Consider the following 25,345-nt stretch of genomic DNA (forward strand, 5'->3'; position numbering starts at 1 on the left):
GGGCTCAGGCCGGCGGCAAGGCCTGCCATTCCCACCACGGCGCGTGGTACTCGCGGTCGGTGCAGCGCCACCCGCGCCCGCACACGGTGCAGGTGGCGTCCTGTGTATCGCCCCAGCCTCCGTCGGCCACGCCGGTGGCGATGGGCAGCACGTGGCCGCTGGCGATCTCGCGGCCGGGCTGGTAATGCATCCAGTGCGGATACAGCTGGCACAGGCAGCCGCTGCGGTCGCGCCAGTGGCGCAGCTTGCGCAGCACGAAGTCCAGTTCGTAGTGTTCGCGGATCCACTTCGGGTCCGTGGTGTAGCGCGCCCGGGCGATCTCCACGTACGGCAGCTGCGCAGCAAGGTCATCCAGCAGCGGCGCATCGCGGGTGAGGGCGACGGTGGCGGCCGCCGTGCGCAGCCGGCCGTAATCGCCGCTGCCCAGCGCCTGCAGCAGGGCCGTGCCGGGGCGACCATCCTGCAGCGGGGGCAGGGACGGCAGCGATGCATCGCGCAGGCGTGCGAGCAGCGTGCGGATCATCGGGCCCTGCCGATCGAGGCATACGCCGCGTCGATGAGCTGCAGCAGGTCGGCCGGTGCCAGGGCGACCTCCAGACCACGGCGCCCGGCGCTGACGTGCACGGTGGGCAGGTCCGCCGCGCTGGTGTCGATGAAGCTGCGCAGCCGCTTCTTCTGCCCCAGCGGGCTGATGCCGCCCACCAGGTAGCCGGTGGCGCGCTGCGCGTCGTCGACCTTGGCCATCTCGCACTTCCGGCAACCGGCCGCCTCGGCCAGCGCCTTCAGGTCGAGCGTGCCGCTGACCGGCACGATCGCCACCAGCAGCTCGTGTGTGTCGGTGCTGGCGAGCAGGGTCTTGAACACCTGCGTGGGGTCCAGCCCGAGCTGCTGCACCGCCTCGCCGCCGTAGGACCCGGCCGTGGCGTCATGCGTGTAGGACAGCACGCGGTGGGCAATGCCGCGCTTCCTGAGCAGGTTGATGGCCGGGGTCATGGCCGTTCCTTGTTGCCGGGTACCCGTGCATCGTAGCGGCGCGATGGCCGGATGGCTTGACCGAGGCTATCGGGAGCGGGGCGACGGACGAAAAACGGGCGCCTTGCGGCGCCCGTTTCGTGTCAACGCAACTGGACCGGCAGGCCGATCAGTAGCGGTAATGATCCGGCTTGAACGGACCTTCCACCGGCACGCCGATGTAGTCGGCCTGTTCCTGGGTGAGGGTGGTCAGCTTCACGCCGATCTTCTCCAGGTGCAGGCGGGCCACTTCTTCGTCCAGGTGCTTGGGCAGCAGGTACACCTTGTTCTCGTAGCTGTCCTTGTTCGCCCACAGGTCGATCTGGGCGAGGGTCTGGTTGGCGAACGAGTTGGACATCACGAAGCTCGGGTGGCCGGTGGCGCAGCCCAGGTTCACCAGGCGGCCTTCGGCCAGCAGGAAGATCGCGTTGCCGTTCGGGAACACGTACTTGTCCACCTGCGGCTTGATGTTGATCTGCTGCACGCCCGGGTAGCTGACCAGCGCATCGACCTGGATCTCGTTGTCGAAGTGGCCGATGTTGCAGACGATGGCCTGGTCCTTCATCGCGCTCAGGTGCTCGATGCGGATGATGTCCTTGTTGCCGGTGGTGGTGACGTACAGGTCGGCACGGCCCAGGGTGGATTCGATGGTGTTGACCTCGAAGCCTTCCATCGCGGCCTGCAGGGCGCAGATCGGATCGATCTCGGTGACCACCACGCGGGCGCCGTAGGCGCGCAGCGAGGCGGCACAGCCCTTGCCCACGTCACCGTAGCCGCAGACCACGGCGACCTTGCCGGCCAGCATCACGTCCATCGCGCGCTTGAGGCCGTCGGCCAGCGACTCGCGGCAGCCGTACAGGTTGTCGAACTTGCTCTTGGTGACCGAGTCGTTGACGTTGATCGCCGGGATCAGCAGGGTGCCGGCCTGGGCCAGCTGGTACAGGCGGTGCACGCCGGTGGTGGTCTCTTCGGAGACGCCCTTCCAGTCCTTGACCACGCGGCCCCAGTAACCCGGACGCTCCTTGGCCACGCGCTTGAGCAGGTTCTTGATGACCTGTTCTTCGTGCGAGGCGGCCTTTTCATCGACCCAGGTGCTGCCGTTTTCGAGTTCAAACCCCTTGTGGATCAGCAGGGTGACGTCGCCGCCGTCGTCCACCACCAGCTCCGGGCCGGTCAGGGTGCCGTCGGGCAGGGTGAAGGTCAGCGCGTCCAGGGTGCAGTCCCAGTACTCTTCCAGCGACTCGCCCTTCCAGGCGAACACCGGGGTGCCGGACTTGGCGATCGCCGCAGCGGCGTGGTCCTGGGTGGAGAAGATGTTGCACGAGGCCCAGCGCACGTCGGCGCCGATGTCCTTCAGGGTCTCGATCAGCACCGCGGTCTGGATGGTCATGTGCAGCGAGCCGGTCACGCGCACGCCCTTCAGCGGCAGGGTGGTGGCGTGCTTGCGGCGGATCGACATCAGGCCCGGCATTTCGTGCTCGGCGATATCCAGTTCCTTGCGGCCCCAATCGGCCAGCGAGATATCGGCGACCTTGTAATCACCTTCGGTCGAGAAGGTCTTGGCAACAGCGTTCATTCATAAGCTCCGGTAGTTGCGGGTCCGAGGGGACTCGCATTCGCCGGGCGCCGTTGGAACCAATCCTGGCCACCGAGCCTGGCCGGCCGGACAGGGTCCGGAACGGTCGCAGCGCCCCTCGGTGGAGGGTCGCCCATTATATCGCGGCAGGGGCGGCCGGCATGAATCGGTCACGGCCCCCAACCATCGGCAGGGGGGCGATTGGCGTGCGGCTGTTAAGGTCCAAGGTTTGCACCAACATAGGGATCGAAGATGACACGCAATGATCGCCAGCGCCGCGCGCGCTGGGGCAGCCTGATCGTGGGCATGGCGCTGCTTGCAGTGGCCCCGATGGGCCTGGCCGCACCGGCCGCCCAGGCCCGCACCCAGCAGGTGGCCACCGCCCCGGGCGTGCAGGGCTACGAGCTGCCCTCGGCCGCCCTGCAGGCGGTGGTGGATGCGCCGCGTGCGCCGACCATCAACCTGTCGCCGCGGCGCGACATCGCCGCGCTGCTGCAGACCCCGCCGCTGCCCTCGATCAGCGATGTCGCCCAGCCGGAACTGAAGCTGGCCGGCCTGCGCATCAACCCGGCCACGCATTCGTCGAGCCGCTTCAGCTTCGGCGACAAGCTGTGGCTGCTGAACGTGGCCGACGGCCGGGAGCGCCAGATCAGCGGCCTGCCGCAGCCGTTGTCGATCGCCACGCTGGCGTGGTCGCCGGACCAGAAGTACCTGGCGTTCAATCAGGTGCATGCCGCCACCGGCGCCAATGAACTGTGGATCGTCGATGTCGCCGCCGGGTCGGCGCGCCGCCTGCTCGCCGACCTCAACACGGTGATGGACGACGGTTACAGCTGGCTGCCCGACAGCCGCGGCCTGCTGGTCATGCAGCAGCTCAAGGGCCAGGGCCCGGCGCCGGCCGCCGGCGGCATTCCGACCGGTCCGGCGATCCAGCAGACCGACGCCGATGCCGGCGTGCGCTCGATCCGCACCTACCAGGACCTGCTGAAGAACGAGGCCGATGCCCGCCTGTTCGACTACTACGCCAGCGCGCAGCCGGCCCGCGTGGCGCTCAACGGCGAGACCGCGCCGCTGTCCACCGGCGGGGTGTATCTGGATGTGAGCGTGTCGCCGGACGGGCGCTACCTGCTCGCCGAACGCGTCCTGCGCCCGTATTCCTACCTGGTGCCGGCGGACGATTTCGCGCGCCGCATCGAAGTGCTGTCGGCCGTGAACGGCACGCTGGAACACACCGTCAGCACGCTGCCGCTGGTGGAAGGCCTGCCGACCGGCAACGATGCCGTGCCGACCGGCGTACGCAGCATCGGCTGGCGCGCCGATGCGCCGGCGACGCTGGTCTGGGCCGAAGCCCAGGATGGCGGCGATCCCGCCCGCGAGGCCAAGGTGCGCGATGCGGTGCTGATGCAGGCGGCCCCGTTCGACAAGCCGCCGGTCACCGTGGCGCAGCTGGGCAGCCGCTATGCCGGCATCCAGTGGGGCCGTGGCGACCTGGCGCTGCTCAACGAATCGTGGTGGAAGAGCCGCGAGGTCAAGCAGTGGCGGATCGCGCCGGATCAGCCGGACAAGGCGCCGGAGCTGCTGTCGGCGCGTTCCTCGCAGGACCGCTACAACGATCCGGGTCGCCCGGCGCTGGTGCGCGACGTCAACGGGCGCGCGCGCCTGCAGGTCAGCGCCGACGGCCGCAGCATCTTCCTGGTGGGTCAGGGCGCATCGCCGGAAGGCGACCGCCCGTTCGTCGACCGTTTCGACCTGGAGAGCCGGCAGACCACCCGCCTGTTCCACTCGCAGGCACCGTCCTATGCGGTGCCGCAGGCGCTGCTCGACCAGGAAGGCACCTCGCTGCTGCTGACCCGCGAATCGCCCGATGAGCCGGCCAACTTCTACGTGCAGTCGCTGTCCGACGCCGGCGCCGCCCCGCGTGCGCTGACCCGCTTCCAGCACCCGCTGCCGCAGCTGCGTGGGGTGAGCAAGGAGCAGATCCGCTACAAGCGCAACGATGGCGTGGACCTCACCGCGACGCTGATGCTGCCGCCCGGCTACAACGCGAAGAAGGACGGCCCGCTGCCGCTGCTGATGTGGGCCTACCCGGGTGAGTTCAAGACCGCCGCGGCCGCCAGCCAGGTCACCGATTCGCCGTATCGTTTCAACGCGATCAGCTATTGGGGCCCGCAGGCGTTCCTGGCCAAGGGCTACGCGGTGCTGGTCAGCCCGTCGATGCCGATCATCGGCGAAGGCGACAAGGAACCCAACGACACCTACCTGCCGCAGCTGATCGCCAACGCCGAAGCGGCGGTGGATGAAGTGGTGCGCCGTGGCGTGACCGATCGCGACCACATCGCCATTGGTGGCCACTCCTACGGTGCGTTCATGACCGCCAACCTGCTCGCGCATACGCGGCTGTTCAAGGCCGGCATCGCACGCAGCGGCGCGTACAACCGCACGCTGACCCCGTTCGGTTTCCAGGCCGAGGAGCGCAACTACTGGCAGGCGCAGGATGTCTACCAGAAGATGTCGCCGTTCAACTACGCCGACAGGATCAAGGACCCGATCCTCTTCATCCACGGTGTGGACGACAACAACTCCGGTACGTTCCCGATCCAGAGCGAGCGCATGTTCGCTGCGGTGAAGGGCCTGGGCGGCGACGCACGGCTGGTGATGCTGCCGAACGAATCGCACGCCTACCGCGCGCGCGAATCGATCATGACCATGCTGGCCGAGAGCGAGCGCTGGCTGGAGAAGACGGTCGGTCCGGGCAAGCCGATCAAGAAGAAGCGCTGACGCCACAGGCAACAGCCGTTTGGCGAAACAGACGATGACTGGTAGTGCCGGCCGCTGGCCGGCACTACCAGATGAAACCATTGTTCTGCGGTAGGCTGGATCGGATTCCGTTCCCGAGGCCAGTGCGTCGCAGATGAACGAGTACCGCAGCAGCATCGTATTTGCCACTCCCGATATTCCCCTGCGCGATGACGTACGCCGGCTTGGCGCACTGGTCGGCGACCTGCTTGCCGAGCAGGTATCCACGCAGTTTTTCGAGGACGTGGAACAGGTGCGCACGCGCGCCATCGCCCGACGCGAAAGCGACGCCCCCCTGTCCGACCTCAACGATGCGCTCACCGGCCTGCCGCCGGAGCGCGCCGAAGCGATGGTGCGTGCGTTCAGCACGTACTTCCAGGTGGTCAACATCGCCGAGCGCGTGCACCGCATCCGCCGCCGTCGCGACTACCAGCGCGCCGGCACCGCCGCGCCGCAGCCGGATGGCCTGCAGGACGCACTGCAGAAACTCAAGGCGCAGGGCGTGACCCTGGCCGAGCTGGCGGACTGGCTGCCACGCATCGACATCGAGCCGGTGTTCACCGCGCATCCCACCGAAGCGGTTCGCCGCGCGCTGCTGGAAAAAGAGCAGCTGATGGTCGCCAGCCTGGTCGACAACCTGGATGGCCAACGCACACCGGGCGAAGCGGCCGCCGATGCCGCGCGCTTCCGCATGGCGCTGACCGCCTCGTGGCAGACCACCGATTCCTCGCCGGTACGCCCGACCGTGGAGGACGAACGCGAACACGTCGGGTTCTATCTGGTGCAGGTGCTGTACCGGGTGATTCCGGTGCTGTACGAATCGCTGCAGCAGGCGCTGCTGGATACCTACGGCGAGGATCTGCCGCTGCCCCGCCTGCTGCGTTTCGGCACCTGGGTGGGCGGCGACATGGATGGCAACCCGAACGTGGACGCCGGCACCATCCGCGCCACGCTCGATGCGCAGCGCCAGGCGGTGCTGGGGCGCTATCAGAAAGACCTGCTGCAGTTGGCCAGCCTGCTCAGCCAGTCCACCGAACGGGTGGCGGTCAGCGATGCGCTGCAGGCACGGGTGGCGCATTACCGGGAACTGCTGCCGCAGGTCACCTCGCGTCCGCGCCATGCCGACATGCCCTATCGCCTGCTCAATGACCGCATGCGCGCCCGCGTGCAGGCCACCCTCGATGACGCCACAGGTGCGTATGCCTCACCGCAGGCGCTGGAAGACGACCTCACGCTGATCCTGGACAGCCTGCACGCGAACAAGGGCGACCATGCCGGCGGCTTCGCGGTGCGCCGCCTGCTGTGGCGCGTGCGCACCTTCGGCTTCCATCTGGCGCGGCTGGATGTGCGCCAGGAATCGAGCGTGCATGGCCGCGCGCTGGCCAGCGTGCTGGATGGGCAGGAGGCCTGGGACGCCGCCGACGCGGTAGCCCGTGCGGCGCGGCTGGCGCCGTTCGCCAGCGGTGAGCAGGCGCTGCCGGCCAGCACCGACGACGGCGGCGCGCGCCTGGACGCGGTGTTCGCCGCGTTGGCCGACGCACGCCATCGCCACGGTACCGATGCGCTGGGCAGCTACATCATCTCGATGGCGCACGACCGCAGCGATGTGTTGGCAGTACTGGCGCTGGCGCGGCGTGGTGGTCTGGTGGATGACGCCGGGGCGGTACCGCTCGACATCGCGCCGTTGTTTGAAACGGTCGATGATCTCAAGCGCGGCACCGATACTCTGCGCGACCTGCTGCTCGACCCGGTGTACCGCGCGCACCTGACCGCCCGCGGCGATGTGCAGATGGTGATGCTGGGCTACTCCGACAGCGGCAAGGACGGCGGCATCGCCGCCTCGCGCTGGGGGCTGCAGCGTGCGCAGGTGGAACTGCTGGAGGTGGCGGCCGACAGCGGCATCCGGCTGACCTTCTTCCACGGCCGCGGCGGGTCGATCAGCCGCGGCGGCGGCAAGACCACCCACGCGGTGGACGCCTCGCCGCGCGGCAGCATCGACGGCCGCCTGCGGGTGACCGAGCAGGGCGAAGTGATCCATCGCAAGTACGGCATCCGCGCGCTGGCGCTGCGTTCGCTGGAGCAGTCCACTGGCGCGGTGCTGCGGTCCAGCCTGCGCCCGCGCGCGCCGGAACCGCGCGAGGCGCAGTGGCGGCCGGTGATGGACCTGGTGGCGGCCAGGAGTGCCGACGCCTACCGCGCCTTCGTTGGCCAGAAGAATTTCATGCAGTACTTCCGCCAGGCCACGCCGATCGATGTGATCGAACGGATGACGCTGGGCTCGCGCCCGTCGCGGCGGCTGGGCGAGGACGCCGCGCTGTCCAACCTGCGTGCGATCCCGTGGGTGTTCGCGTGGAGCCAGGCGCGGGCGGTGATTCCGGGGTGGTATGGCGTGGGCAGTGGCCTGCAGGCGGCGATCGATGCCGGGCACGAGGCCACGCTGCAGGAGATGGCGCGTGACTGGCCGTTCTTCAGTACCTTCCTGGACGACATCGCGATGGTGCTGTCCAAGGGCGACATCACCATCGCCGAGCAGTTCTCGCGGTTGTCCGGCCCCCTGCACGGGGTGTTCTTCCCGCAGATCCAGCGCGAGCTGGCGCTGACCGGGTCGCTGATCCTGGCGCTGACCGGGCAGGACGAACTGCTGCAGCACGACCAGCGCCTGGCGCTGTCGATCCGCCTGCGCAACCCCTACGTTGATCCCATCAGCGTGCTGCAGGTGGACCTGCTGCGGCGCTGGCGTGACAGCGGCGGTGACGATGACGACGTGCTGCGCGCATTGGTGGCGTGCGTCAACGGCGTGTCGCAGGGCGTGCAGAACACCGGGTAAGGGAGGGTGGCGCCGGCCGCTGGCCGGCGCTACGAATCGCTGGGCGGGTTGGACGCCAGCAGTTCCAGGTGGCGCTGTTCCATCTCCTCGCGAAGCTGGCGGCGGATCAGCGCGGCCGCGTGCCGTCGGCGCTCGTCGCTGGTTTCCAGCTGCAGCGGCGGCACCGGGGTCGGCTTGCCCTCGTCGTCCACCGCGACCATCGTGAAGAAGCAGCTGTTGGCGTGGCGCACGCTGCGCTTGAGGATGTCTTCGGCCACCACTTTCACCCCGATCTCCATCGAGGAGGTGCCGGTGTAGTTCACCGAGGCCAGGAAGGTGACCAGCTCGCCCACCGCGATCGGCTGGCGGAACATCACCTGGTCCACCGACAGGGTCACCACGTAGCGGCCGGCATAGCGGCTGGCGCAGGCGTAGGCGACCTGGTCGAGCAGGCGCAGCACCGCGCCACCGTGGACCTTGCCGGAGAAGTTGGCCATCTCCGGGGACATCAGCACGGTCATCGACAGCTGGTTGGATTTGAATTCGGCGGTCATCGGCCGATTGTAGCCGGCGATGGCAGGCTCGGTAGTGCCGGCCGCTGGCCGGCAGGCTGAAACGACGATGGGCCGCTTTCGCGGCCCACCGGCTTTTCGATCATTGCCGCGCTGCGCGCGGCCAGCCGACCAACGGTCGGCTCTACCCGTCAACGGCGGCCGACCAACGGTCGGCTCTACCGCTAAAGAGAAGGGCCGCTTTCGCGGCCCTTCGTCTTATTTCAGCTTCGCATCCGCGCGCAGGGCGGCGGCGCGATCGGTCTTCTCCCAGGAGAAGGCGGTCGCGTTGACCAGCTCACCGGCACCGTCGGTGTAGCTGAATTCCTTCGGCTTGCGGCCGAAGTGGCCGTAGGCGGCGGTCTGCTGGTACATCGGGTGGATCAGGTCCAGCATCTTGATGATGCCGTACGGGCGCAGATCGAAGTGCTTGCGGATCAGCTTCTCGATCTTGTCGTCACTGATCTTGCCGGTGCCGAAGGTGGTGACCGAGATCGAGGTCGGCTCGGCCACGCCGATGGCGTAGGAGACCTGCACTTCGCAACGGTCGGCCAGGCCGGCAGCCACGACGTTCTTGGCGACATAGCGGGCAGCGTAGGCGGCCGAACGGTCAACCTTGGACGGATCCTTGCCCGAGAAGGCGCCACCACCGTGACGGGCCCAGCCGCCGTAGGTGTCGACGATGATCTTGCGGCCGGTCAGGCCGCAGTCGCCCACCGGGCCGCCGATCTCGAACTTGCCGGTCGGGTTGATGTGGAACTTGGTGCCCTTGTGCAGCCACTTGGCCGGCAGCACCGGCTTGATGATCTCTTCGCGGACGGCCTCGATCAGGTCCTTCTGCTTGATGCCCGGGGCGTGCTGGGTCGACAGGACAACCGCGTCGATGGCCGAGACCACGCCGTTTTCATAGCGCAGGGTGACCTGGCTCTTGGCGTCCGGACGCAGCCAGGACAGCGGCGAGTTCTTCTTCTTGCGGACCTTGGCCTGCTGCTCGACCAGACGGTGCGACAGGTGGATCGCGGCCGGCATGTAGCTGTCGGTTTCGTTGGTGGCATAGCCGAACATCAGGCCCTGGTCGCCGGCGCCCATTTCTTCGGGCTTCTTGCGATCCACGCCCTGCGCGATGTGCGGGGACTGCTTGCCGATCAGGTTCAGCACGCCACAGGTGGCGCCGTCGAAGCCGACGTCGGAGCTGTCGTAGCCGATGTCCAGGATCACCTTGCGGGTCAGGGCTTCCAGATCGATCCAGGCGCTGGTGGTGATTTCACCGGCCACGATCGCCACGCCGGTCTTGACCATCGTCTCGCACGCCACGCGGGCGCGCTTGTCCTGGGTCAGGATCGCGTCCAGCACCGCATCGGAGATCTGGTCGGCAATCTTGTCCGGATGGCCTTCGGAGACCGATTCGGAGGTGAACAGGTAGCTGGACATCAGGCGTAATATCCTTTGATTCGGATGGAAAGATGGGCGCGAATGATACACGGCAAGTCGCGCTGATGCATTGTGCGCCAGCCGGAGTTGCCCGAGGTTAAGCCGGTGTGCCCGTCGCAGGGCCCGCTGTGACGCCATTGGGGCCCAGCGTCACCGCCCAGTGTTCCACCAGCGTGACAAATCCACGGTCCTGCACGGGCCGGCCGTCATCGATCTGCCGCCAAACCGCCATCACGCTGCCTTCGTTGCGGGCCACGCTCTCGGCCAATCCGGCCGCCGGGCATGAGTGAGCACGCCATGCAGCAGTTCGAGCAGCGCCTCCAGGAGCGGTATCCACAGTGGTTCCACGGCCCTCGGGCCCGTCTGGCCAGGCCGCTGCTGCGCAGCGTGGGGCGCTGGTCCCAGTTGGACCGGATCGAGGCGTTCCTGCAGCGCAGCGCCGGCCTGCGCGGTTTCGGCTTCGTCAGTGCCGGCCTGGACTTCCTGGGCGGCCGCTATCGGGTCGAGGACGTCGAGCTCGCGCGAATTCCCGCCACCGGCCCGCTGCTGATCGTGGCCAACCACCCCTCCGGTGCGCTGGACGCGCTGGCCCTGCTGGACGCGGTCGGGCGCATCCGGCACGACGTACGGATCGTGGCCAACGATCTGCTGGCTGCCATCGAGCCCCTGCAGGACCTGCTGCTGCCGGTCCGCATCCTTGGTGGCACGGCGAAGCGACCAAGTGTGCAGGCGGTGGGGCAGGCATTGGCGGCGGGCCAGTGCGTGATCGTGTTTCCGGCCGGGGAAGTGTCGCGGCTGTCACTGCGCGGCATCCGCGATGGGCGCTGGCAGCGCGGCTTCGTGCGCTTCGCCCGGGACGCGGCCGCGCCGGTGCTGCCGGTGCGGGTGGAAGCGCGCAATTCGGCGCTGTTCTACGGCGTGTCCAGCGTGTTCAAGCCGGCCGCCACCCTGCTGCTGGCCCGTGAGATGTTCGCCCATCGGGGCCGGCCGCTGCGCCTGCGCATCGGCACGCCGATGCAGCTGGGGCAGGGCGACGCCCGGGGCGAACTGCTGGCGGTGCGGCGTGCGCTGTATGCACTGGGGCGGCAGGCCGCAGCCGCGCCGCCCGTCGCTGCCGGGCCTGAGCCGCTCGCCGCGCCGGTAGCGCCTGCCCGGGTTGCCGCCGCGATCGCCGCCGCCGAGGTGCTTGGGCAGACCGCCGATGGCAAGCAGATCCTGCTGGTCCAGTGCAGCGCCGACTGTCCGCTGCTGCAGGAGCTGGGACGTCTTCGCGAGCTGACGTTCCGCCGGGTCGGCGAAGGCACCGGCCGCAGCAGCGACCTGGACGACTTCGACCCGTCCTACCAGCACATCGTGATCTGGGACGGCGCGGCCCAGCGCATCGCCGGGGCCTACCGGATCATGCGCGGCGCCCAGGCCCTCGCGCAGCGGGGCCTGGCCGGGCTCTACAGCGCCGCCCTGTTCCGCTACTCGGACGACGCCATCCCGCGCATCGCCGAGGGACTCGAACTGGGCCGCAGCTTCGTGGTGCCCGACTACTGGGGCAGCCGCAGCCTGGACTACCTGTGGCAGGGCATCGGCGCGTACCTGCAGCGCCGGCCCGGCATCCGCTACCTGTTCGGCGCGGTCTCGATCAGCGCCGCGCTGCCGCAGGATGCCCGCGAGCAGCTGGTGGCGTACTACCAGCGCTACTTCGGCGGCGAGGCGGGGCTGGTGGCGTCCAACCGGCCCTTCCAGTACTTCGCCGCGCCGCCCTGTTTCGGCGACCTGGATGCGACGGCCGCGTTCGACGTGCTCAAGGCCAACCTGGCCGCCCTCGGCACCGGCGTGCCAACCCTCTACCGCCAGTACACCGAGCTGGCCGAACCCGGCGGCGCGCGCTTCCTGGCGTTCGGCGTCGATCCGGACTTCAGCGATTCGATCGATGGCCTGATCGAAGTGGACCTGCACGCGATCCGCCCGCACAAGCGCAGACGCTACCTGCGCCAGACGGGGCTGCCGGCATGAGCGCGGTCACGCGCCTGGCGCCGTACCGGCGCGCGGTGTTCCTCTCCGACGTGCACCTGGGATCGCGCCATTGCCACGCCACCGAACTGGCGCGCTTCCTGGCCGAGCTGCGCTGCGAGCGCCTGTACCTGGTGGGCGACATCATCGACCTGTGGTGGATGGCGCACCGGCGGGCGAGCTGGCGGCCCGCCCACAGCGAGGTGATCCAGGCCCTGCACGCGCTGCGCGGCGCCGGCACGGAGATCATCTACATCCCCGGCAACCACGATGCATCGCTGCGCAGTGTGTGCGGGTTGATGCTGCCGGCCATGCAGGTGCGCCGACGCGCGATCCACGTCACCGCCGATGGGCGCCGGCTGCTGGTGGTGCACGGCGACGACTACGATGGCATCACCCATTTCGGCGGTCTGCAGGAACGGTTCGGCGACTGGCTGTACTACCGCATCCTCACCGGCAACCACCTGCTCAATGCCGTGCGGCGGCGGCTGGGGCGGCGCTACTGGTCGTTGTCGGAGTTCCTCAAGAAGCGCAGCAGCGCGGCCGAGCGCTATATCGAACGCTTCGTCCAGGCCGGGCTGGATGACGTGCGCCGGCGTGGCCTGGACGGCATCGTCTGCGGGCACATCCACCGTGCCGCGCTGGTCGAGCGCGACGGGCTGGTGTACGCCAACGATGGCGACTGGGTGGAAAGCCTGACCGCGCTGGCCGAGGACCCCGACGGCAGCCTGCGGTTGCTGGATCACCAGGGGCGCACGCTGGTGGAGCTGGCCGGCGCAGCCCGGTTGCCGAAGGCGGCGTGAGCGCGCGGCGTCGCGCGTGTCCGGCTGCTAGCATCGGGCGATGGACTCCTTAAGCCAGATCGTACTGGGCGGCGCCGTCGCCGCCGCCATCGCCCCGGCCGGCCACCGCCGTGCCGCCCTTCTTGCCGGTGCCGCCCTGGGCACCCTGCCGGACCTGGATGCACTGCTGCTGGCGGCGATCACCGCCGACCCGGTGGCACTGATGACCGAGCACCGCAGCGTCAGCCACTCGCTGCTGGTGCTGCCGTGGGTGGCGGCGCTGATCTGGTGGGGCTTCAAACGCTTCGGCAAGGGACGGGTCGCCGCAGCGCCCGGGCGCTGGTTCTGGGCCATCCAGCTGGCGTTGATCACGCACCCGCTGCTGGACGCCTTCACCGTCTACGGTACCCAGCTGTGGTGGCCGTTCACGCCGCCGCCCACGATGTGGTCCAGCGTCTTCATCATCGACCCCGGCTACACCGTGTGGCTGCTGATCGGCTGCGCGGTGGCCTGGTTCGCCCGTGCGCGGCCACTGGCGCAGACGGCGCTGGTGGCCGGGCTGGTGCTCAGCAGCGGTTACCTGGGCTGGTCGCTGCTGGCCAAGCACACGGTCGACCGCGAGGCCGACCGCGCCCTGGCCGCGATGGGCCTGGCCGACGCGCCGCGGTTCTCGGTGGCGATGCCGTTCAACACGCTGCTCTGGCAGGTGGTGGCGATGACCCCCAACGGCTATGTGATCGGCGAACGCTCGCTGGTCGCCGACCGCGGTCCGATGACCTTCGAGGGGCATCCGTCCAACGTGCAGGCGCTGCGCCAGGCGGCGGCGCTGCCGGCCGTGGCGCGGCTGCAGTGGTTCAACCGCGGCTTCATGCGCGCCCGGGTGGTGGACGGCGAACTGCAGCTCAGCGACCTGCGCATGGGCCTGGAGCCGGACTACACCTTCACCTTCGCGGTGGCGCGGGCCGAGGGCGACGGCTGGGCGGCGATCACGCCGCGACAGCTGCGGCCGGCGTATGAAGGGAAGCAGGGCAGGGCGATGGTTGAGCGGCGGTTCGCGGCGATGTGGCAACGCATCTGGCACGCGCCGACCGCAACCGATGTCATCGCCCCGAAGGCAGGCTGGCAGGAGGCACCGTGAGCGAGCGTTTCAGCATGGAAATCAACGGCACGCGCTACACCCGGCTGGCCGATGTGCCGCCGGAGTATCGCGCGCTGCTGGTTCAGTTGACCCCGGCCGCCTCGGCCGAGCCGCCGGCGGTGCCGCTGCGCGAGCTCATGCAGAAGGCCAGGGCGCAGCCCGATCGCGGGCGCCAGCAGCAGGTGCTGCTGGAGGAACTGCGCAAGGTGGATCCGGAGCGCGCCCAGCGCATGGAGCACACCCTGGCCGAGCGCAGCCAGCGCCGGGCCACGGGGACGCTGGAGGTGGGCAGCACGCCCACGCCACGCCCGCGCGAAGGCGCGCGGCTGCAGGGCGCGGGCACCACCGTGGCGGCAGGCGATCGCGGTGGCATGGCGATCTGGGCGCTGCTGGCGGGCGTGGTGGTGCTGAGCGTGGTGGCCTGGCTGCTGTATCCGTAGCGGCGGCGGCCGTCAGTACACGGTGGCGCGGGCCTGCACGAAGGAAAAGAAGAACACCGCGTTGGGGTCGTTCTGGACCAGGCTGAACTCGCGGCGCATGCCGTCCACGGTGTCCTGGTCGACCAGGCCGGCCTCCAGCAGCGGGCCGGCGGCCGACAGCAGCAGCTGCTCCCAGAACGCGATCATGGTCTTGCGCCGGGCCGGCTCGCGGTTGTCCAGGTGGATGGTCTTGATCTCGGTGTGGACGTCGCGGAAGCCGCCGGCCAGCAGCAGGTTGCCCAGCTTGGCGCCCACGAACGGATCGCCGCCGTGGTCGTACTGGAAGTCGTTGAAGGCCATCCAGTAGCGCCAGATGTGCGGGGAGTACGGATCGAGCAGGAACGAGGCGTTCATCACTTCGGTGACGTACACCGGCGAGCCCGGCACCAGCACGCGGCGCACTTCATTGAGGACCCGTGCCGGCGAGGGCACGTGTTCGAGCACCCAGCACAGGAAGGCGGCATCGAACTCCCGCGCGCCGAACGGCAGGTTGCCGGCATCGGCCTGCAGCAGCGCGTAGCGTTCGCTGCACCACGGGGTCCTGGCCAGGTTGGTGGCGGCGGTGGACAGCTGCGCTTCGCTCAGGTCGACGCCGGTCACGTGCAGCTCGGGGAAACGCCGCAGCAGGATTTCGGTCTGCGCGCCGACACCACTGCCCACTTCCAGCAGGCGCTTGGCGCCGCCGTAATCGATGCCGCTGAAGATGCTCGATTCGAACAGGCGCGACTGGGTGACCAGGCGCTGCTGTTCGGTGTCGGAGAAGCCGTGGAGATAGGTCGGTGCGGTGATCGGCGGGGTCATGGCGTCAGGCTCAGGCAGCGGACGATACCGGTTCGCCGGCGGCGAGGGCATCGAAGTAGTCGGTGGTCAGGGCGATCTGGCTGGCGGCATCCTCGGCGCGGTTGACCACCGCGCGGAAGGCGGCGTTCTCCGGCCGGTCCTTGGCGTACCAGCCCAGGTGCTTGCGCGCGATGCGCACGCCCTGTGGCTCGCCGTAGAAATCGTGCAGCGCATGCAGGTGGCCGAGCAGGATGTCGCGCACTTCCTCCAGCGCCGGCGGTGGCAGCAGCTCACCGGTGGCCAGGTAGTGGGCGACCTCGCGGAAGATCCACGGACGGCCCTGCGCGGCGCGGCCGATCATCACCGCGTCCACGCCGGTCTGGGCCAGCACCTGCGCGGCCTTCTGCGGCGAATCGATGTCGCCGTTGGCCAGCACCGGAATGCGCAGCGCGGCCTTGATCGCCGCGATGGTCTCGTACTCGGCGGTGCCGGTGTAATGCTGGTCGCGGGTGCGCCCGTGCACCGCGAGCGCGGCAATGCCGCTGTCTTCGGCGATGTGGGCGATCAGCGGGCCGTTGCGGTGGTCGCAATCCCAGCCGGTGCGGATCTTCAGCGTCACCGGCACATCGACCGCGTCGACCACGGCGGTGAGGATGCGCGCCACCAGCGCCTCGTCGCGCATCAGTGCCGAGCCGGCCCAGGCATTGCAGACCTTCTTGGCCGGGCAACCCATGTTGATGTCGATGATCTGCGCGCCGTGGTCCACGTTGTAGCGCGCCGCGTCCGCCAGCTGCTGCGGCTCGGTGCCGGCAATCTGCACGCTGATCGGGTCCGGCTCGCCGGCATGGTCCATGCGGTGGAGCGATTTGCGGGTGGTCCAGAAGCGCGGGTCGGAGATGGTCATTTCCGAGGCGGCCAAGCCCGCGCCCAGCCGTTTGCACAGCAGGCGGAAGGGTTTGTCGGTGACACCGGCCATCGGCGCCAGCACCACGTTGGGCCGGATGTTGTAGGGGCCAATCTGCATGCCCGCATTGTAGTGCCGGCCGCTGGCCGGCAACCACGCGCAGGGCTGCGATCCGGCGCCGCGTTAAGGCCGATCCGGAAGGGCCTGATGCGCTCCGGTCATGAGCATATGCTTGACGATTGCTTCCGCCGCCCCCAGCGGCGGCTGATGCTGGCCGGTTACCGGGCGTGCCGGCCGCTGGCCGGCAATCACGCGATGAAGGGCGGCCGCCGGCGCTATCGGGTCAGGCTGCCGGCAACGTACAGGCCAGCGAGCGCCAGGCACGTCAGGGAACTGGCATACCAGAAGCGCGCACCGTTGTAGCCCGGGCGGACCCGGCCGATGATCAGCCCGGCCAGGCCCCGGCCGCCGAGGATGCCGATGATCCCCAGCAGCACCCAGCGGGTGCCGGGTAGCGGGCGTACCCAGCCGGCCGCCGACAAGGCATACAGCGTCCAGATGCCCAGCACGAGGGTGATCGCGGCAGTGATCAAGGCGGGTTCTGCACGCCCGGCACGGGCCAGGCGCACCATGCGTTGGCCGGCCCCGAAGAATTCATACCACGGGGCACCGAAGGCGATGCAGCCAATGTGCAGCAGCACCGCAAGCGCGGTGCCGGTGGCAGCCAGCAGCATCCAGAAGGGGGTGTCGGTCATGTCGTGCGTCGTCCGTGAGCGGGGAGCTCATGGTCGAGTGACGACAGCATCGGGGCAATCCAGGCAGCGGCCATTCGCTGGCAATTTCCGGTCGTGCTCAGGGCGCCGGACCGCAGGCATAGGCCAACACGGCCAGATGCCGCTGCGGGTCGAGCCCGAGCAGGGCCAGCACGGCGGCATCGTCGAAGGAGCCGATCGCGCAGCCAGCGGCGTTCATCGCCGCCACCTGCTGCCCCAGTGCCCCCAGCCAGACCCCGGCTTCGATCAATACGAAGCGGCCCCCCCGCTCACCGTACTTGGCCAGGGTGCCGGCCGGCTCGGCCACCAGGAACAGCACGGCGGCCGGCCGCTCCGGCCACGCCACGCCAAGCACCCTGGACAGCGCCGGCCATGCGGGGCAGGGCGCCACGGGCACCAGCGCATGCGCGAGCGGGTCGTACCAATGGATGCCCGGCGCTGCGGCGATCGCATCGTCGGTGCCGTACAGCGCGGCATAGGCCTGGATCGGGTATTTGGCACCGCCGGACGGCAGCCGCCGCGTGTCGCTGTCACCGGGCCGGGCGCGCAGCGGGGCCAGCAGGCGCCCCAGTTCCTGCGCGCCCCAGCGTGCGTCACCGAACCGGCGGCCGCTGTGGCGCTGCGCGAGGGCGTCGCCGGGGTGCACCGGGTCCGGCAGGGCGATGCCGGCGGCCGCATGCAACGGCCGCGGCGGCGACCAGGCGCGAGCGGCATCTTCGGCGATGCGCGCGCCCATGACCTCGGCGCGGGCAGGATTGAGCTCGCCGTTGTGCCAGAACAGATGGAACAGCGGGGCATCCTGCCAGGGGGGCGGTGGTGACGGCATGCGGGCCTCGTGCATCAACCCAGCGGATGCGGGAAGGGAGTGGGGAACGTGTCGCTGTGCGGCACGCCGGGATACCGCCACGCCACGTCCCGGCAGCGGCCGCCGAGGAAGGGCGCACGCTCGTCGGCATGCAGGCCGCTGAGCGGCGGCGACACCACCCGCATCACCCGCAGGCCGGCCGCGGCCACGTCGGGGGTGGTCAACTCGCGGTAGTACAGCGCGATGCCGGCATGGCCCAGCCGGCGCCGCAGCAGATCGAGCTCGGCGATCGCGCGCGGCGCCGCGGGCCGGATCGCCGCGTTCGGCGGCGGCAGCTGCAGGGTGCTGTCAGCGACCTTCCCGAACAGCGGCAGCTGCGGCCACAGGTCCGGGCGCAGCGTGTAGAACGCGGCATGTTCGTCGAAGCTGCGCAGCGCCGCCGGTTCACGCGGAAGCCGTGCGCTTTCGCGGCCACACAGATGCGCGGCAAAGGTCAGCGCCTGCTGCCATTCCAGCAGCGCCTTGTGCAGCGCCTCGCCGGGATCGGCACGGCAGGCGATGCCGAGCACGTGCCGGGGGCGGCCTTCAAACGGGATGCCGCCGGCGACCGCGATCACCGGGTGCGGGTTCCAGTGCTGGGTCAGGTCGAAGGCCTGCAGTTCGCCACCGCGCTCGCGTGCATGGGCCTGCCACTGCGCGGGCAGCGCAATTCGCCGCCCGGCCACACCGTTGAGCCAGGTCACCGCCAGCGCGTCGCGCTCCAGCAGCTCCTGGGCCGCACGCAGCAGCGCCAGCCAGGCGCCATCGCGGCCGTCCCGCCAGGCGGCCAGCCCGCTGGACGTCGACGGCAGTCGTGCCTGGCCGCTGCGTGGCCCCAGTCCGACCAGTTCCTGGGGCACCCAGACCACCCGGTTGTCATCCAGCGCATGCACCGCCGCGAACAGATCGTCGTCGCGTTCGGGCATCGGCCACGGGAAGCCTGGCATTGCACGTTGGCTGGCCGAGAACAGCGCGAAGGCCGATTCGTCCAGACGTTGCGCGGGCGTCAGCGCATCGCGGCGACGTACTTCTACGCCCACCTGCGCCGCTGCCAGCCTCTCCAGCGCCTCGGCGATCGCGCCATCAGCGGCTGCATCCGCGTCCAGCGCGACCGCGCCGGAGACGCCCTGCCAGGGATTGGCCGGGTCGGCCGGGGTGGCGGCATTGTGCACGCGCCGCCCGTCGAACAAAGGCCCGGTTGCATCGCAGGGGTTGGCGTCGATCGGCTGCGCGGGGCGCACCAGACCGCAGCGTGGACGCGCTGCGCCATGCAGCAGGTGCGACGACAGCGTGGGCGTTTCCGGCGCCGCCGCCCGCGCGGCGGCGCGGTTCATTTCATCACGCTCAGCCAGAGCATCATCTCGAGTGCACCGACGGCGAACAGGCCCAGCAGCAGGGCGATGCCGATGCCGATGCCGCGCCCGAGCGAACGCCCCGAGCGTTCGTAGACGAGCGCGTACAGGCCGACATACAGCCCGACGGCGACGAACAGGCCGAACAGCGGGTTGGAGATGCCCATGAACATGCTGCCGCCGATCGCGGCCAGCGGCAGGGCGAACAGCCCCAGCAGCACCCGGCCCGTGCGGCCCAGTCCGGGCGCCGGCGCTGTCGGAGTGTTTGTCTGCGCAGGCGCCGGATCGCGAACCCCGGTGCCGGTATCGACGGTATCGGCCGTGGCGTGTGCGTCGCTGCCGGCGGCCGCCGACGTGACCGGGTCCAACTTGCCGAGCACCACGGCCGACAGCACCGAGGTACCGAGCAGGGTGACGACGCAGGAGCTGCAGGTGGTCGACGTCGAACCGCCGCCTGCGGCGGCAAGGTCCTGGCGCGAGGCACTGGCATCGAACTGGGTAGGCAGGCGATACATGGGGTCACTCCCTTGACCGATGCGGAAACGCCCGGCGCGTGAGCCACGTTATCACGGGCGTCCGGCGTCCCAGGGCAACGACAGCGGGGGCGGCAATGACGCCTCGCCGTGCTGGCAGGCGGGGCACCACGGCAGCCGCACGACCCGGTCGCGTTCCCCGTGAAGCCGATGCAGGTCGAGCCAGACGCTGCGTTCGAGATAGCCCAGCAACAGGTGGGGCTGATCCAGCAGGGGCGCGACCAGCGCCGCGATCCGTGCCGGTTGCGCCGCGACGGCGGGCAGCGCCGGCACCGCCGCGTCGCCCCAGCGGCGCAGCACCCGGTTGCCCAGGCAATACACGCAGGCGCTCTGGCCCGGCACCACATAGGGCCCGAGCGCGAGCGTGTGGTGATAGCTGAGGTCGAGCAGCAGATGCGGCTGCGCCGGCATCCGTGCGCGATAGCGGGTCAGCGCCTGTTCCCACCCGAGCCCATGCCTGACCACGACCAGCAGATCGGCGTCGTCAACGGCATCGACGCGGTGCAGATCCGCGCTGGCATGCCGGTCGAACGCGTCGGCCAGGCCGGGCAGGGGATCGCCGAGCCAGTCGAGTGCATAGCGGCGCACGTCGCGCACGGCCTGCAGCGGCACCAGTACACCGAGGCGGATCAACTGGCGGACCGCCGGGCCGCAGTCGGCCTCGTCCTGCAGCATCGCCAGCGTGTCGTCCTGCCAGTGGCCGAGGATGCGTTCGATGACGGCCGGGGTGTCGGCCTCATCGACCACGTAAAGCTCGTCGGCGCCACCGGACACCAGCAGCAGCGGGCGCCCGGCATGGGTCTGCGAGAACACGGCCCAGGCCGGATTGCGCGTCAGGCGCGGTGCCTCGGCGTGCGTGCCTGCGTGTTGCTGACTGCCTGCTGCGGCCACTGCGTACAGTCCGTGTATCGGTGAAGCGGCAAGGATAGCGGCAAACAGGCCTGCCACGTTCTGCTACGGTGCGCGCGTGCCCCTGTCACCTGCTGCCAACGCTTCGCTTCCCCAGCCGCCCTGGCGCGAGGCCATGCTGTGGATGCTGCTGCTCGGCGCGATGTTCATCCACGGCTACAGCTGGAGCAACCACTGGGCCGCCAGCCAGGCGCAGACCTACAGCCTGCACGGTCGCTGGGACGATGCGATGCCGTTCTGGGCGTGGACGATCTGGCCCTACCTGGCCTTGAACCTGCTGTACCCGCTGACCTTCTTCATCTGCCCGACCCGATCGGCCCTGCGCCGCCATGCGCTGGCCATTGCGCTGGTGCAGGCCGGCTGCATGCTCGTCTTCGTGTGCTGGCCGACCGGCAACATCCGCGTGCTGCCACAGCCGGAGGGCGCCAGCGGGCTGCTGTTCGCACAGCTGCGGGCGTTCGAGGCGCCGTTCAACATGGCGCCGTCGCTGCATGCCGCCGTGCTGGTGGTGGTATGGCAGGCATGGCGGCGCTGGTTGCAGGACGATGCGGCGGCATTGCGCTGGCTGTGGCATGGGGCGTGTGGCCTGATCCTGATCTCGACGCTCACCACCTGGCAGCACGATCTGCTGGATGTGCTTGCCGGCCTCCTGGTCGGCGCGCTGGCGCTGTGGATCGCGCGCTGCGTGCCGCCGCACCGGGCAGGTGGCTGACCCGCAGGGGACGGCGAGGAACCAAAAAAAAGGCCAGCGCGAACGCTGGCCTCGTTATCCACAGGCGTGACGCTTACTTGTTTTCGGCGTCGGCCGGGGTGAAGTGCGGCATCGCCGCGGCGGCGCCTTCCTTCTCGGTGGAGCGGCCGGCGAACTGGTTGGCAAAGCGCACATGGCGGGCGAACGCGGCGTCCGGGTCCTGGGCGATGGACGCCACCAGCGCACCGTTGAACGCATCGCCGGCACCGGTGGTGTCCAGCACCTGCACCTGCTCGGCGCCCACCCGGTAGTACGGCTGGGTGTCACCGCGCAGGTTCTCCTCGGCGTGCGAGACGAACACGCCCACCGACCCCAGCGTCACCACCACGGTGCCGTTGCCGACCAGCTTGCGGCACAGCGCATGCAGGCTGGCGCCGTCCAGCGCGGCCACGTCGTTGGCATCCACACGCTCGCCGACATGGCGGCCGAGCAGGGCGGCGAATTCGGTCTCGTTGGGGGTCAGCACGTCGGCCAGCTTGAGCAGGCCGATGCTGGACGGGGCGTCGGCGGGCGCCACGTTGAGCACGGTGGTGGCACCGGCCTCACGGGCGATCGCCAGCGCCGCTTCGATGGTTTCCACCGGCGATTCCAGCTGCGCCAGCACCACCTTGGCGCCGCTCAGCAGCGCGCGCTGCTGTTCGACGAAGGCGGTGCCCAGTGCCGCGTTGGCGCCCGGGCCGATCACGATCGTGTTGCGGCCGCGGCTGTCCACGTAGATGCCACCGGTACCGGTCGGCTCGCTGCTGGCTTCGGCCTGCAGCGTGAAGCCGTCATCGGCGGCCAGGCCACGGGCCATCGCACCGCCGGCATCATCGCCCAGCGCGCACACGAAGGTGGTTGCTGCACCCGCGCGGCATGCGGCGACGGCCTGGTTGAAGCCCTTGCCGCCCGGACCGGTGCTGTAGCGCCCGGCGATGGTCGCGCCCGGGGCCGGGAGCGAATCGCAACGCCAGACATGGTCCACATTGAAGGAGCCGACAACGACGACACTGCTACTCATAAAGTCTGTTTCTCAATGAACGGATATCAGCTGAAATGCGTCAGCACGCCGGCAATGGTCGCCGTCATGAAGGTGGCGATGGTACCGCCAAGCACCGCGCGCAGGCCGAACTTGGCCAGATCGTGGCGACGCTCCGGAGCCAGGCCACCAATACCACCGATCTGGATGGCGATCGAGCTGAAGTTGGCGAAGCCGCACAGCGCGTAGGTGGCGATCAGGCGGCCTTCGGCCGACAGGGTCATGCCCGGCACCTGGCCGTTCACGATCTCCGACAGCTTGGAGTACGCCACGAACTCGTTGATGACGACCTTCTGGCCGATCAGCGAACCCACGGTGGTGGCATCGGCCCACGGGGTACCGATCACCCAGGCGATCGGGGCCAGCAGGTAGCCGAAGATGGTCGACAGGTCGGTCGGACGGCCGATCATCGCCTGCAGGCCGGAGATTTCGCCGAACCAGGTCAGCGGCGCGTTGAGCAGCGCGATCAGGGCGATGAAGGCCAGCAGCATCGCGCCGATGTTCAGCGCCAGCTTCAGGCCGTCGCCGGCGCCGGCTGCGGCAGCATCGATGATGTTGCTGGAGGTCTTCTCCACTTCCATCTTGACGGTGCCGCGGGTCAGCGGGGTGCCGGTTTCAGGCACCAGCAGCTTGGCCACCACCAGGGTCGCCGGGGCGGCCATGATGCTCGCCGCCAGCAGGTGCTTGGCGTAGAACGCCTGCTGCACCGGATCGTTGCCGCCGAGCATGCCCACGTACGCGGCCAGCACGCCGCCGGCGATGTGCGCCATGCCGCCGATCATCATCGTGATCAGTTCGGACTGGGTCATCTTGGCGATGTAGGGGCGTACCGTCAGCGGTGCCTCGGTCTGGCCGATGAAGACGCTGGCGCAGACGCTGGTGGTTTCCGCGCCGGACACGCGCATGATCTTGGTGATCGCCCAGGCCATGCCACGCACGATCATCTGCATGACGTTGAGGTGGTACATGACCCCCATCAGCGCCGAGAAGAAGATGATGGTCGGCAGCACCTGGAAGGCGAAGATGAAGCCGAACTTGCTGGTGTCCATCAGGCTGCCGAAGATGAAACCGGAGCCTTCGTTGACGAAGCTCAGGATCTTCACGAAGCCCTTGCCCAGCGCATCGAACACATCGCGGCCGCCGGGCACCAGCAGCACCACCGCCGCAAAGGCGATCTGCAACGCGATACCGGTGACCACCAGGCGCCAGTCGACGGCGCGCTTGTTGTTCGAGAACAACCAGGCGATGCCGATCAGCACCACCAACCCGAACAGGCCGAAGCCAATCCTGCCCAAACCTTCGACCATGTGACTTCCCTTGGGGCGCCGCGAAAAACGGGAAGCCTAGAGCAGCGGCAGGGGCGGAGCAAGGAAAAGCGGCGTGCGCGGCCCGATCGGCGCCGATCCGGCCAGCATCGACAAGGGTTTGCGGGCCCGTGCCGGCTACACTAGCGGGCATTGATCCGGCCCGGATGCGGGCCTGCAGCAGGAGAATCGCATGCTCTACCGCCGCCTGGGCTCCACCGGCCTGAAGCTCTCCGCCCTGTCCTTCGGGGCCTGGGTGACCTTCGGCGACCAGATCGCCCGCGACGAGGCCCGCAACCTGATCGCCGCGGCCTGGGACAACGGGGTCAATTTCTTCGACAACGCCGAAGGCTATGCGCGCGGTCGGGCCGAGCAGGTGATGGGCGATGTGATCGCCGACCTGCGCCTGCCGCGCGACGGCTTCTGCGTGTCCAGCAAGGTCTTCTTCGGCGCCGTGGACGACCCGCGCCCGACCCAGCACGGCCTGTCGCGCAAGCATGTGACCGACGCCTGCCACGCCGCGCTCAAGCGCCTGCGGGTGGACTACCTGGACCTTTATTACTGTCACCGCCCCGATCCGGACACCCCGATCGCCGAGACCGTGCAGGCGATGGACACCCTGATCCGCCAGGGCAAGGTCCTGTACTGGGGCACCTCGGAGTGGTCGGCGGCGCAGATCCAGGAAGCGGCGGATATCGCCCGGGCCGCGCACCTGCACGCCCCCTCGATGGAGCAGCCGCAGTACAACCTGCTGCACCGCGACCGGGTGGAGCGCGAGTACGCACCGCTGTATGCCGGCGCCGGGCTGGGTACCACCATCTGGTCGCCGCTGGCGTCGGGCCTTCTTACCGGCAAGTACAACGCCGGCGTGGACGCGCAGTCGCGGCTTGGCCAGGCCCAGACCGCCTGGCTGAAGGACCTGGTGCTGGGCGATCCGGCCGAACAGCGGCTGGAAAAGGTGCGCCGTTTCACCGCGCTGGCCGCCCAGCTCGGCCAGTCGCCGGCCCAGCTCGCGATTGCCTGGTGCCTGCGCAACCCGAATGTGTCCAGCGTGATCCTCGGCGCCAGCCGGGTGGCCCAGCTGCAGGAAAACCTGGGCGCGCTGCGGGTGTTCGAAACGATGGACGAGAGCGTCTGGCAGCAGGTCGAGGCAGCGTTCAACTGAGGCGGGCAGGGCGCCGGGCAGGGCGCCCGACGTGGCGGGGTGCTGCCACGCACGGTCGGGCACCGCCGCATTTCGATTGATGAAAGCTATCGAAGATTTGAATTCGATCATTAATGCCATCAATCAAAACGAGAATGGTTGTTGATTGTCAACTGAGAATCATTATCATTTGACTCGTCCCTCGCACGAGTCCAGACGATGATGAACACTCAAGCTGCTGTACTGCTGCGCCCCGAAACGCTCACCCTGCGCGACCGCCCGGTACGCGTGGTGCCGCCCGAAGAAGTGATCGACAGCGAAGCCCTGCTCAAGGGCCGCCGCGAAATCCTGATCCAGCACGGCGACCGCTTCTATCGCCTGCGTCATACCAGCAACGACAAGCTGATCCTGACCAAGTAGTGCCGGCAGCCGGGCTGGGTGCCGGCCGCTGGCCGGCAA

23 protein-coding genes and 1 riboswitch are annotated in these 25,345 nt (G+C 69.2%); of the genes, 9 read left to right on the forward strand and 14 right to left on the reverse strand.

The window, feature by feature from the left end:
- Positions 1–4: 4 nt before the first annotated feature.
- The 3 genes from ACLB90_RS13130 to ahcY all read right to left on the reverse strand — a co-directional run bounded on the left by ACLB90_RS13130 (position 5) and on the right by ahcY (position 2,587).
- Positions 5–523, reverse strand: coding sequence for a hypothetical protein (locus ACLB90_RS13130; protein WP_411849914.1), 519 nt, complete (start codon positions 521–523; stop codon positions 5–7).
- Entirely contained in the window at positions 520–993 is a 474-nt protein-coding gene (ybaK, locus tag ACLB90_RS13135) for a Cys-tRNA(Pro) deacylase (RefSeq protein WP_411849915.1), read from the reverse strand. Before ybaK ends, ACLB90_RS13130 begins: the two co-directional genes overlap by 4 nt.
- 148 nt (positions 994–1,141) lie before the next feature.
- Positions 1,142–2,587, reverse strand: coding sequence for an adenosylhomocysteinase (gene ahcY, locus ACLB90_RS13140; RefSeq protein ID WP_411849916.1), 1,446 nt, complete (start codon positions 2,585–2,587; stop codon positions 1,142–1,144).
- Between the two features lie 38 nt (positions 2,588–2,625).
- A riboswitch (S-adenosyl-L-homocysteine riboswitch) is annotated at positions 2,626–2,713 on the reverse strand.
- A 126-nt stretch (positions 2,714–2,839) separates the two neighbouring features.
- Between ahcY and ACLB90_RS13145 the strand changes: the two genes are divergently transcribed.
- Both ACLB90_RS13145 and ppc read left to right on the forward strand, forming a co-directional pair.
- The gene (locus ACLB90_RS13145) at positions 2,840–5,365 is read left to right on the forward strand and encodes a prolyl oligopeptidase family serine peptidase (protein ID WP_411849917.1); all 2,526 of its coding nucleotides are present in this window, start codon (positions 2,840–2,842) and stop codon (positions 5,363–5,365) included.
- A 133-nt stretch (positions 5,366–5,498) separates the two neighbouring features.
- The gene (gene ppc, locus ACLB90_RS13150) at positions 5,499–8,210 is read left to right on the forward strand and encodes a phosphoenolpyruvate carboxylase (protein WP_411849918.1); all 2,712 of its coding nucleotides are present in this window, start codon (positions 5,499–5,501) and stop codon (positions 8,208–8,210) included.
- Positions 8,211–8,239: 29 nt separating this feature from the next.
- Here the strand turns inward: ppc and ACLB90_RS13155 are convergent, their stop codons facing one another.
- Positions 8,240–8,743, reverse strand: a complete 504-nt coding sequence (locus ACLB90_RS13155) for an acyl-CoA thioesterase (RefSeq protein ID WP_411849919.1) — start codon at positions 8,741–8,743, stop codon at positions 8,240–8,242.
- A 216-nt stretch (positions 8,744–8,959) separates the two neighbouring features.
- Entirely contained in the window at positions 8,960–10,171 is a 1,212-nt protein-coding gene (gene metK / locus ACLB90_RS13160) for a methionine adenosyltransferase (RefSeq protein WP_313242990.1), read from the reverse strand.
- Between the two features lie 297 nt (positions 10,172–10,468).
- Here metK and ACLB90_RS13165 point away from each other — a divergent pair, with 297 nt between their 5' ends.
- The 4 genes from ACLB90_RS13165 to ACLB90_RS13180 are packed head-to-tail and all read left to right on the forward strand — an operon-like array spanning position 10,469 to position 14,535.
- Positions 10,469–12,178: a lysophospholipid acyltransferase family protein gene (locus tag ACLB90_RS13165; RefSeq protein WP_411852759.1), complete on the forward strand. Its 1,710-nt coding sequence runs from the start codon at positions 10,469–10,471 to the stop codon at positions 12,176–12,178.
- Positions 12,175–12,978, forward strand: coding sequence for a UDP-2,3-diacylglucosamine diphosphatase (locus ACLB90_RS13170; protein ID WP_411849920.1), 804 nt, complete (start codon positions 12,175–12,177; stop codon positions 12,976–12,978). The genes ACLB90_RS13165 and ACLB90_RS13170 overlap by 4 nt, the downstream gene beginning before the upstream one ends.
- Before the next feature lie 40 nt (positions 12,979–13,018).
- Positions 13,019–14,095, forward strand: a complete 1,077-nt coding sequence (locus ACLB90_RS13175; RefSeq protein WP_411849921.1) for a metal-dependent hydrolase — start codon at positions 13,019–13,021, stop codon at positions 14,093–14,095.
- Positions 14,092–14,535: a hypothetical protein gene (locus ACLB90_RS13180; RefSeq protein WP_411849922.1), complete on the forward strand. Its 444-nt coding sequence runs from the start codon at positions 14,092–14,094 to the stop codon at positions 14,533–14,535. The genes ACLB90_RS13175 and ACLB90_RS13180 overlap by 4 nt, the downstream gene beginning before the upstream one ends.
- Before the next feature lie 12 nt (positions 14,536–14,547).
- Here the strand turns inward: ACLB90_RS13180 and ACLB90_RS13185 are convergent, their stop codons facing one another.
- The 7 genes from ACLB90_RS13185 to ACLB90_RS13215 all read right to left on the reverse strand — a co-directional run bounded on the left by ACLB90_RS13185 (position 14,548) and on the right by ACLB90_RS13215 (position 20,651).
- Positions 14,548–15,375, reverse strand: coding sequence for a methyltransferase domain-containing protein (locus ACLB90_RS13185; protein ID WP_411849923.1), 828 nt, complete (start codon positions 15,373–15,375; stop codon positions 14,548–14,550).
- Positions 15,376–15,385: 10 nt separating this feature from the next.
- Positions 15,386–16,378, reverse strand: a complete 993-nt coding sequence (gene dusB / locus ACLB90_RS13190; protein WP_411849924.1) for a tRNA dihydrouridine synthase DusB — start codon at positions 16,376–16,378, stop codon at positions 15,386–15,388.
- 215 nt (positions 16,379–16,593) lie between these two features.
- Positions 16,594–17,013 (reverse strand): hypothetical protein, encoded by a 420-nt coding sequence (locus ACLB90_RS13195; protein ID WP_411849925.1) that lies wholly within the window; start codon positions 17,011–17,013, stop codon positions 16,594–16,596.
- Between the two features lie 97 nt (positions 17,014–17,110).
- On the reverse strand, positions 17,111–17,857 hold the full coding sequence (locus tag ACLB90_RS13200) for a SagB/ThcOx family dehydrogenase (RefSeq protein WP_411849926.1): 747 nt from the start codon (positions 17,855–17,857) through the stop codon (positions 17,111–17,113).
- 14 nt (positions 17,858–17,871) lie between these two features.
- Entirely contained in the window at positions 17,872–19,209 is a 1,338-nt protein-coding gene (locus tag ACLB90_RS13205; RefSeq protein ID WP_411849927.1) for a YcaO-like family protein, read from the reverse strand.
- The gene (locus ACLB90_RS13210; protein WP_411849928.1) at positions 19,206–19,742 is read right to left on the reverse strand and encodes a hypothetical protein; all 537 of its coding nucleotides are present in this window, start codon (positions 19,740–19,742) and stop codon (positions 19,206–19,208) included. The genes ACLB90_RS13205 and ACLB90_RS13210 overlap by 4 nt, the downstream gene beginning before the upstream one ends.
- Positions 19,743–19,793: 51 nt before the next feature.
- Complete coding sequence (locus ACLB90_RS13215; protein ID WP_411849929.1) at positions 19,794–20,651, reverse strand: hypothetical protein; 858 nt, start codon at positions 20,649–20,651, stop codon at positions 19,794–19,796.
- A gap of 133 nt (positions 20,652–20,784) precedes the next feature.
- Here ACLB90_RS13215 and ACLB90_RS13220 point away from each other — a divergent pair, with 133 nt between their 5' ends.
- Complete coding sequence (locus tag ACLB90_RS13220; protein ID WP_411849930.1) at positions 20,785–21,381, forward strand: hypothetical protein; 597 nt, start codon at positions 20,785–20,787, stop codon at positions 21,379–21,381.
- 73 nt (positions 21,382–21,454) lie between these two features.
- On the opposite strand, the gene ACLB90_RS13225 is transcribed toward ACLB90_RS13220, so the two are convergent.
- Both ACLB90_RS13225 and ACLB90_RS13230 read right to left on the reverse strand, forming a co-directional pair.
- Positions 21,455–22,420: a ribokinase gene (locus tag ACLB90_RS13225; protein ID WP_411849931.1), complete on the reverse strand. Its 966-nt coding sequence runs from the start codon at positions 22,418–22,420 to the stop codon at positions 21,455–21,457.
- Positions 22,421–22,446: 26 nt separating this feature from the next.
- Positions 22,447–23,745, reverse strand: a complete 1,299-nt coding sequence (locus ACLB90_RS13230; protein WP_411849932.1) for a NupC/NupG family nucleoside CNT transporter — start codon at positions 23,743–23,745, stop codon at positions 22,447–22,449.
- Between the two features lie 190 nt (positions 23,746–23,935).
- Here ACLB90_RS13230 and ACLB90_RS13235 point away from each other — a divergent pair, with 190 nt between their 5' ends.
- Complete coding sequence (locus ACLB90_RS13235) at positions 23,936–24,907, forward strand: potassium channel beta subunit family protein (protein WP_411849933.1); 972 nt, start codon at positions 23,936–23,938, stop codon at positions 24,905–24,907.
- Between the two features lie 201 nt (positions 24,908–25,108).
- Positions 25,109–25,306 (forward strand): hemin uptake protein HemP, encoded by a 198-nt coding sequence (gene hemP / locus ACLB90_RS13240; RefSeq protein ID WP_019182448.1) that lies wholly within the window; start codon positions 25,109–25,111, stop codon positions 25,304–25,306.
- Positions 25,307–25,345 lie beyond the last annotated feature (39 nt).

The organism is Stenotrophomonas sp. LGBM10, from assembly GCF_046736075.1.
In the GTDB taxonomy this organism is placed as follows: Bacteria; Pseudomonadota; Gammaproteobacteria; order Xanthomonadales; family Xanthomonadaceae; genus Stenotrophomonas.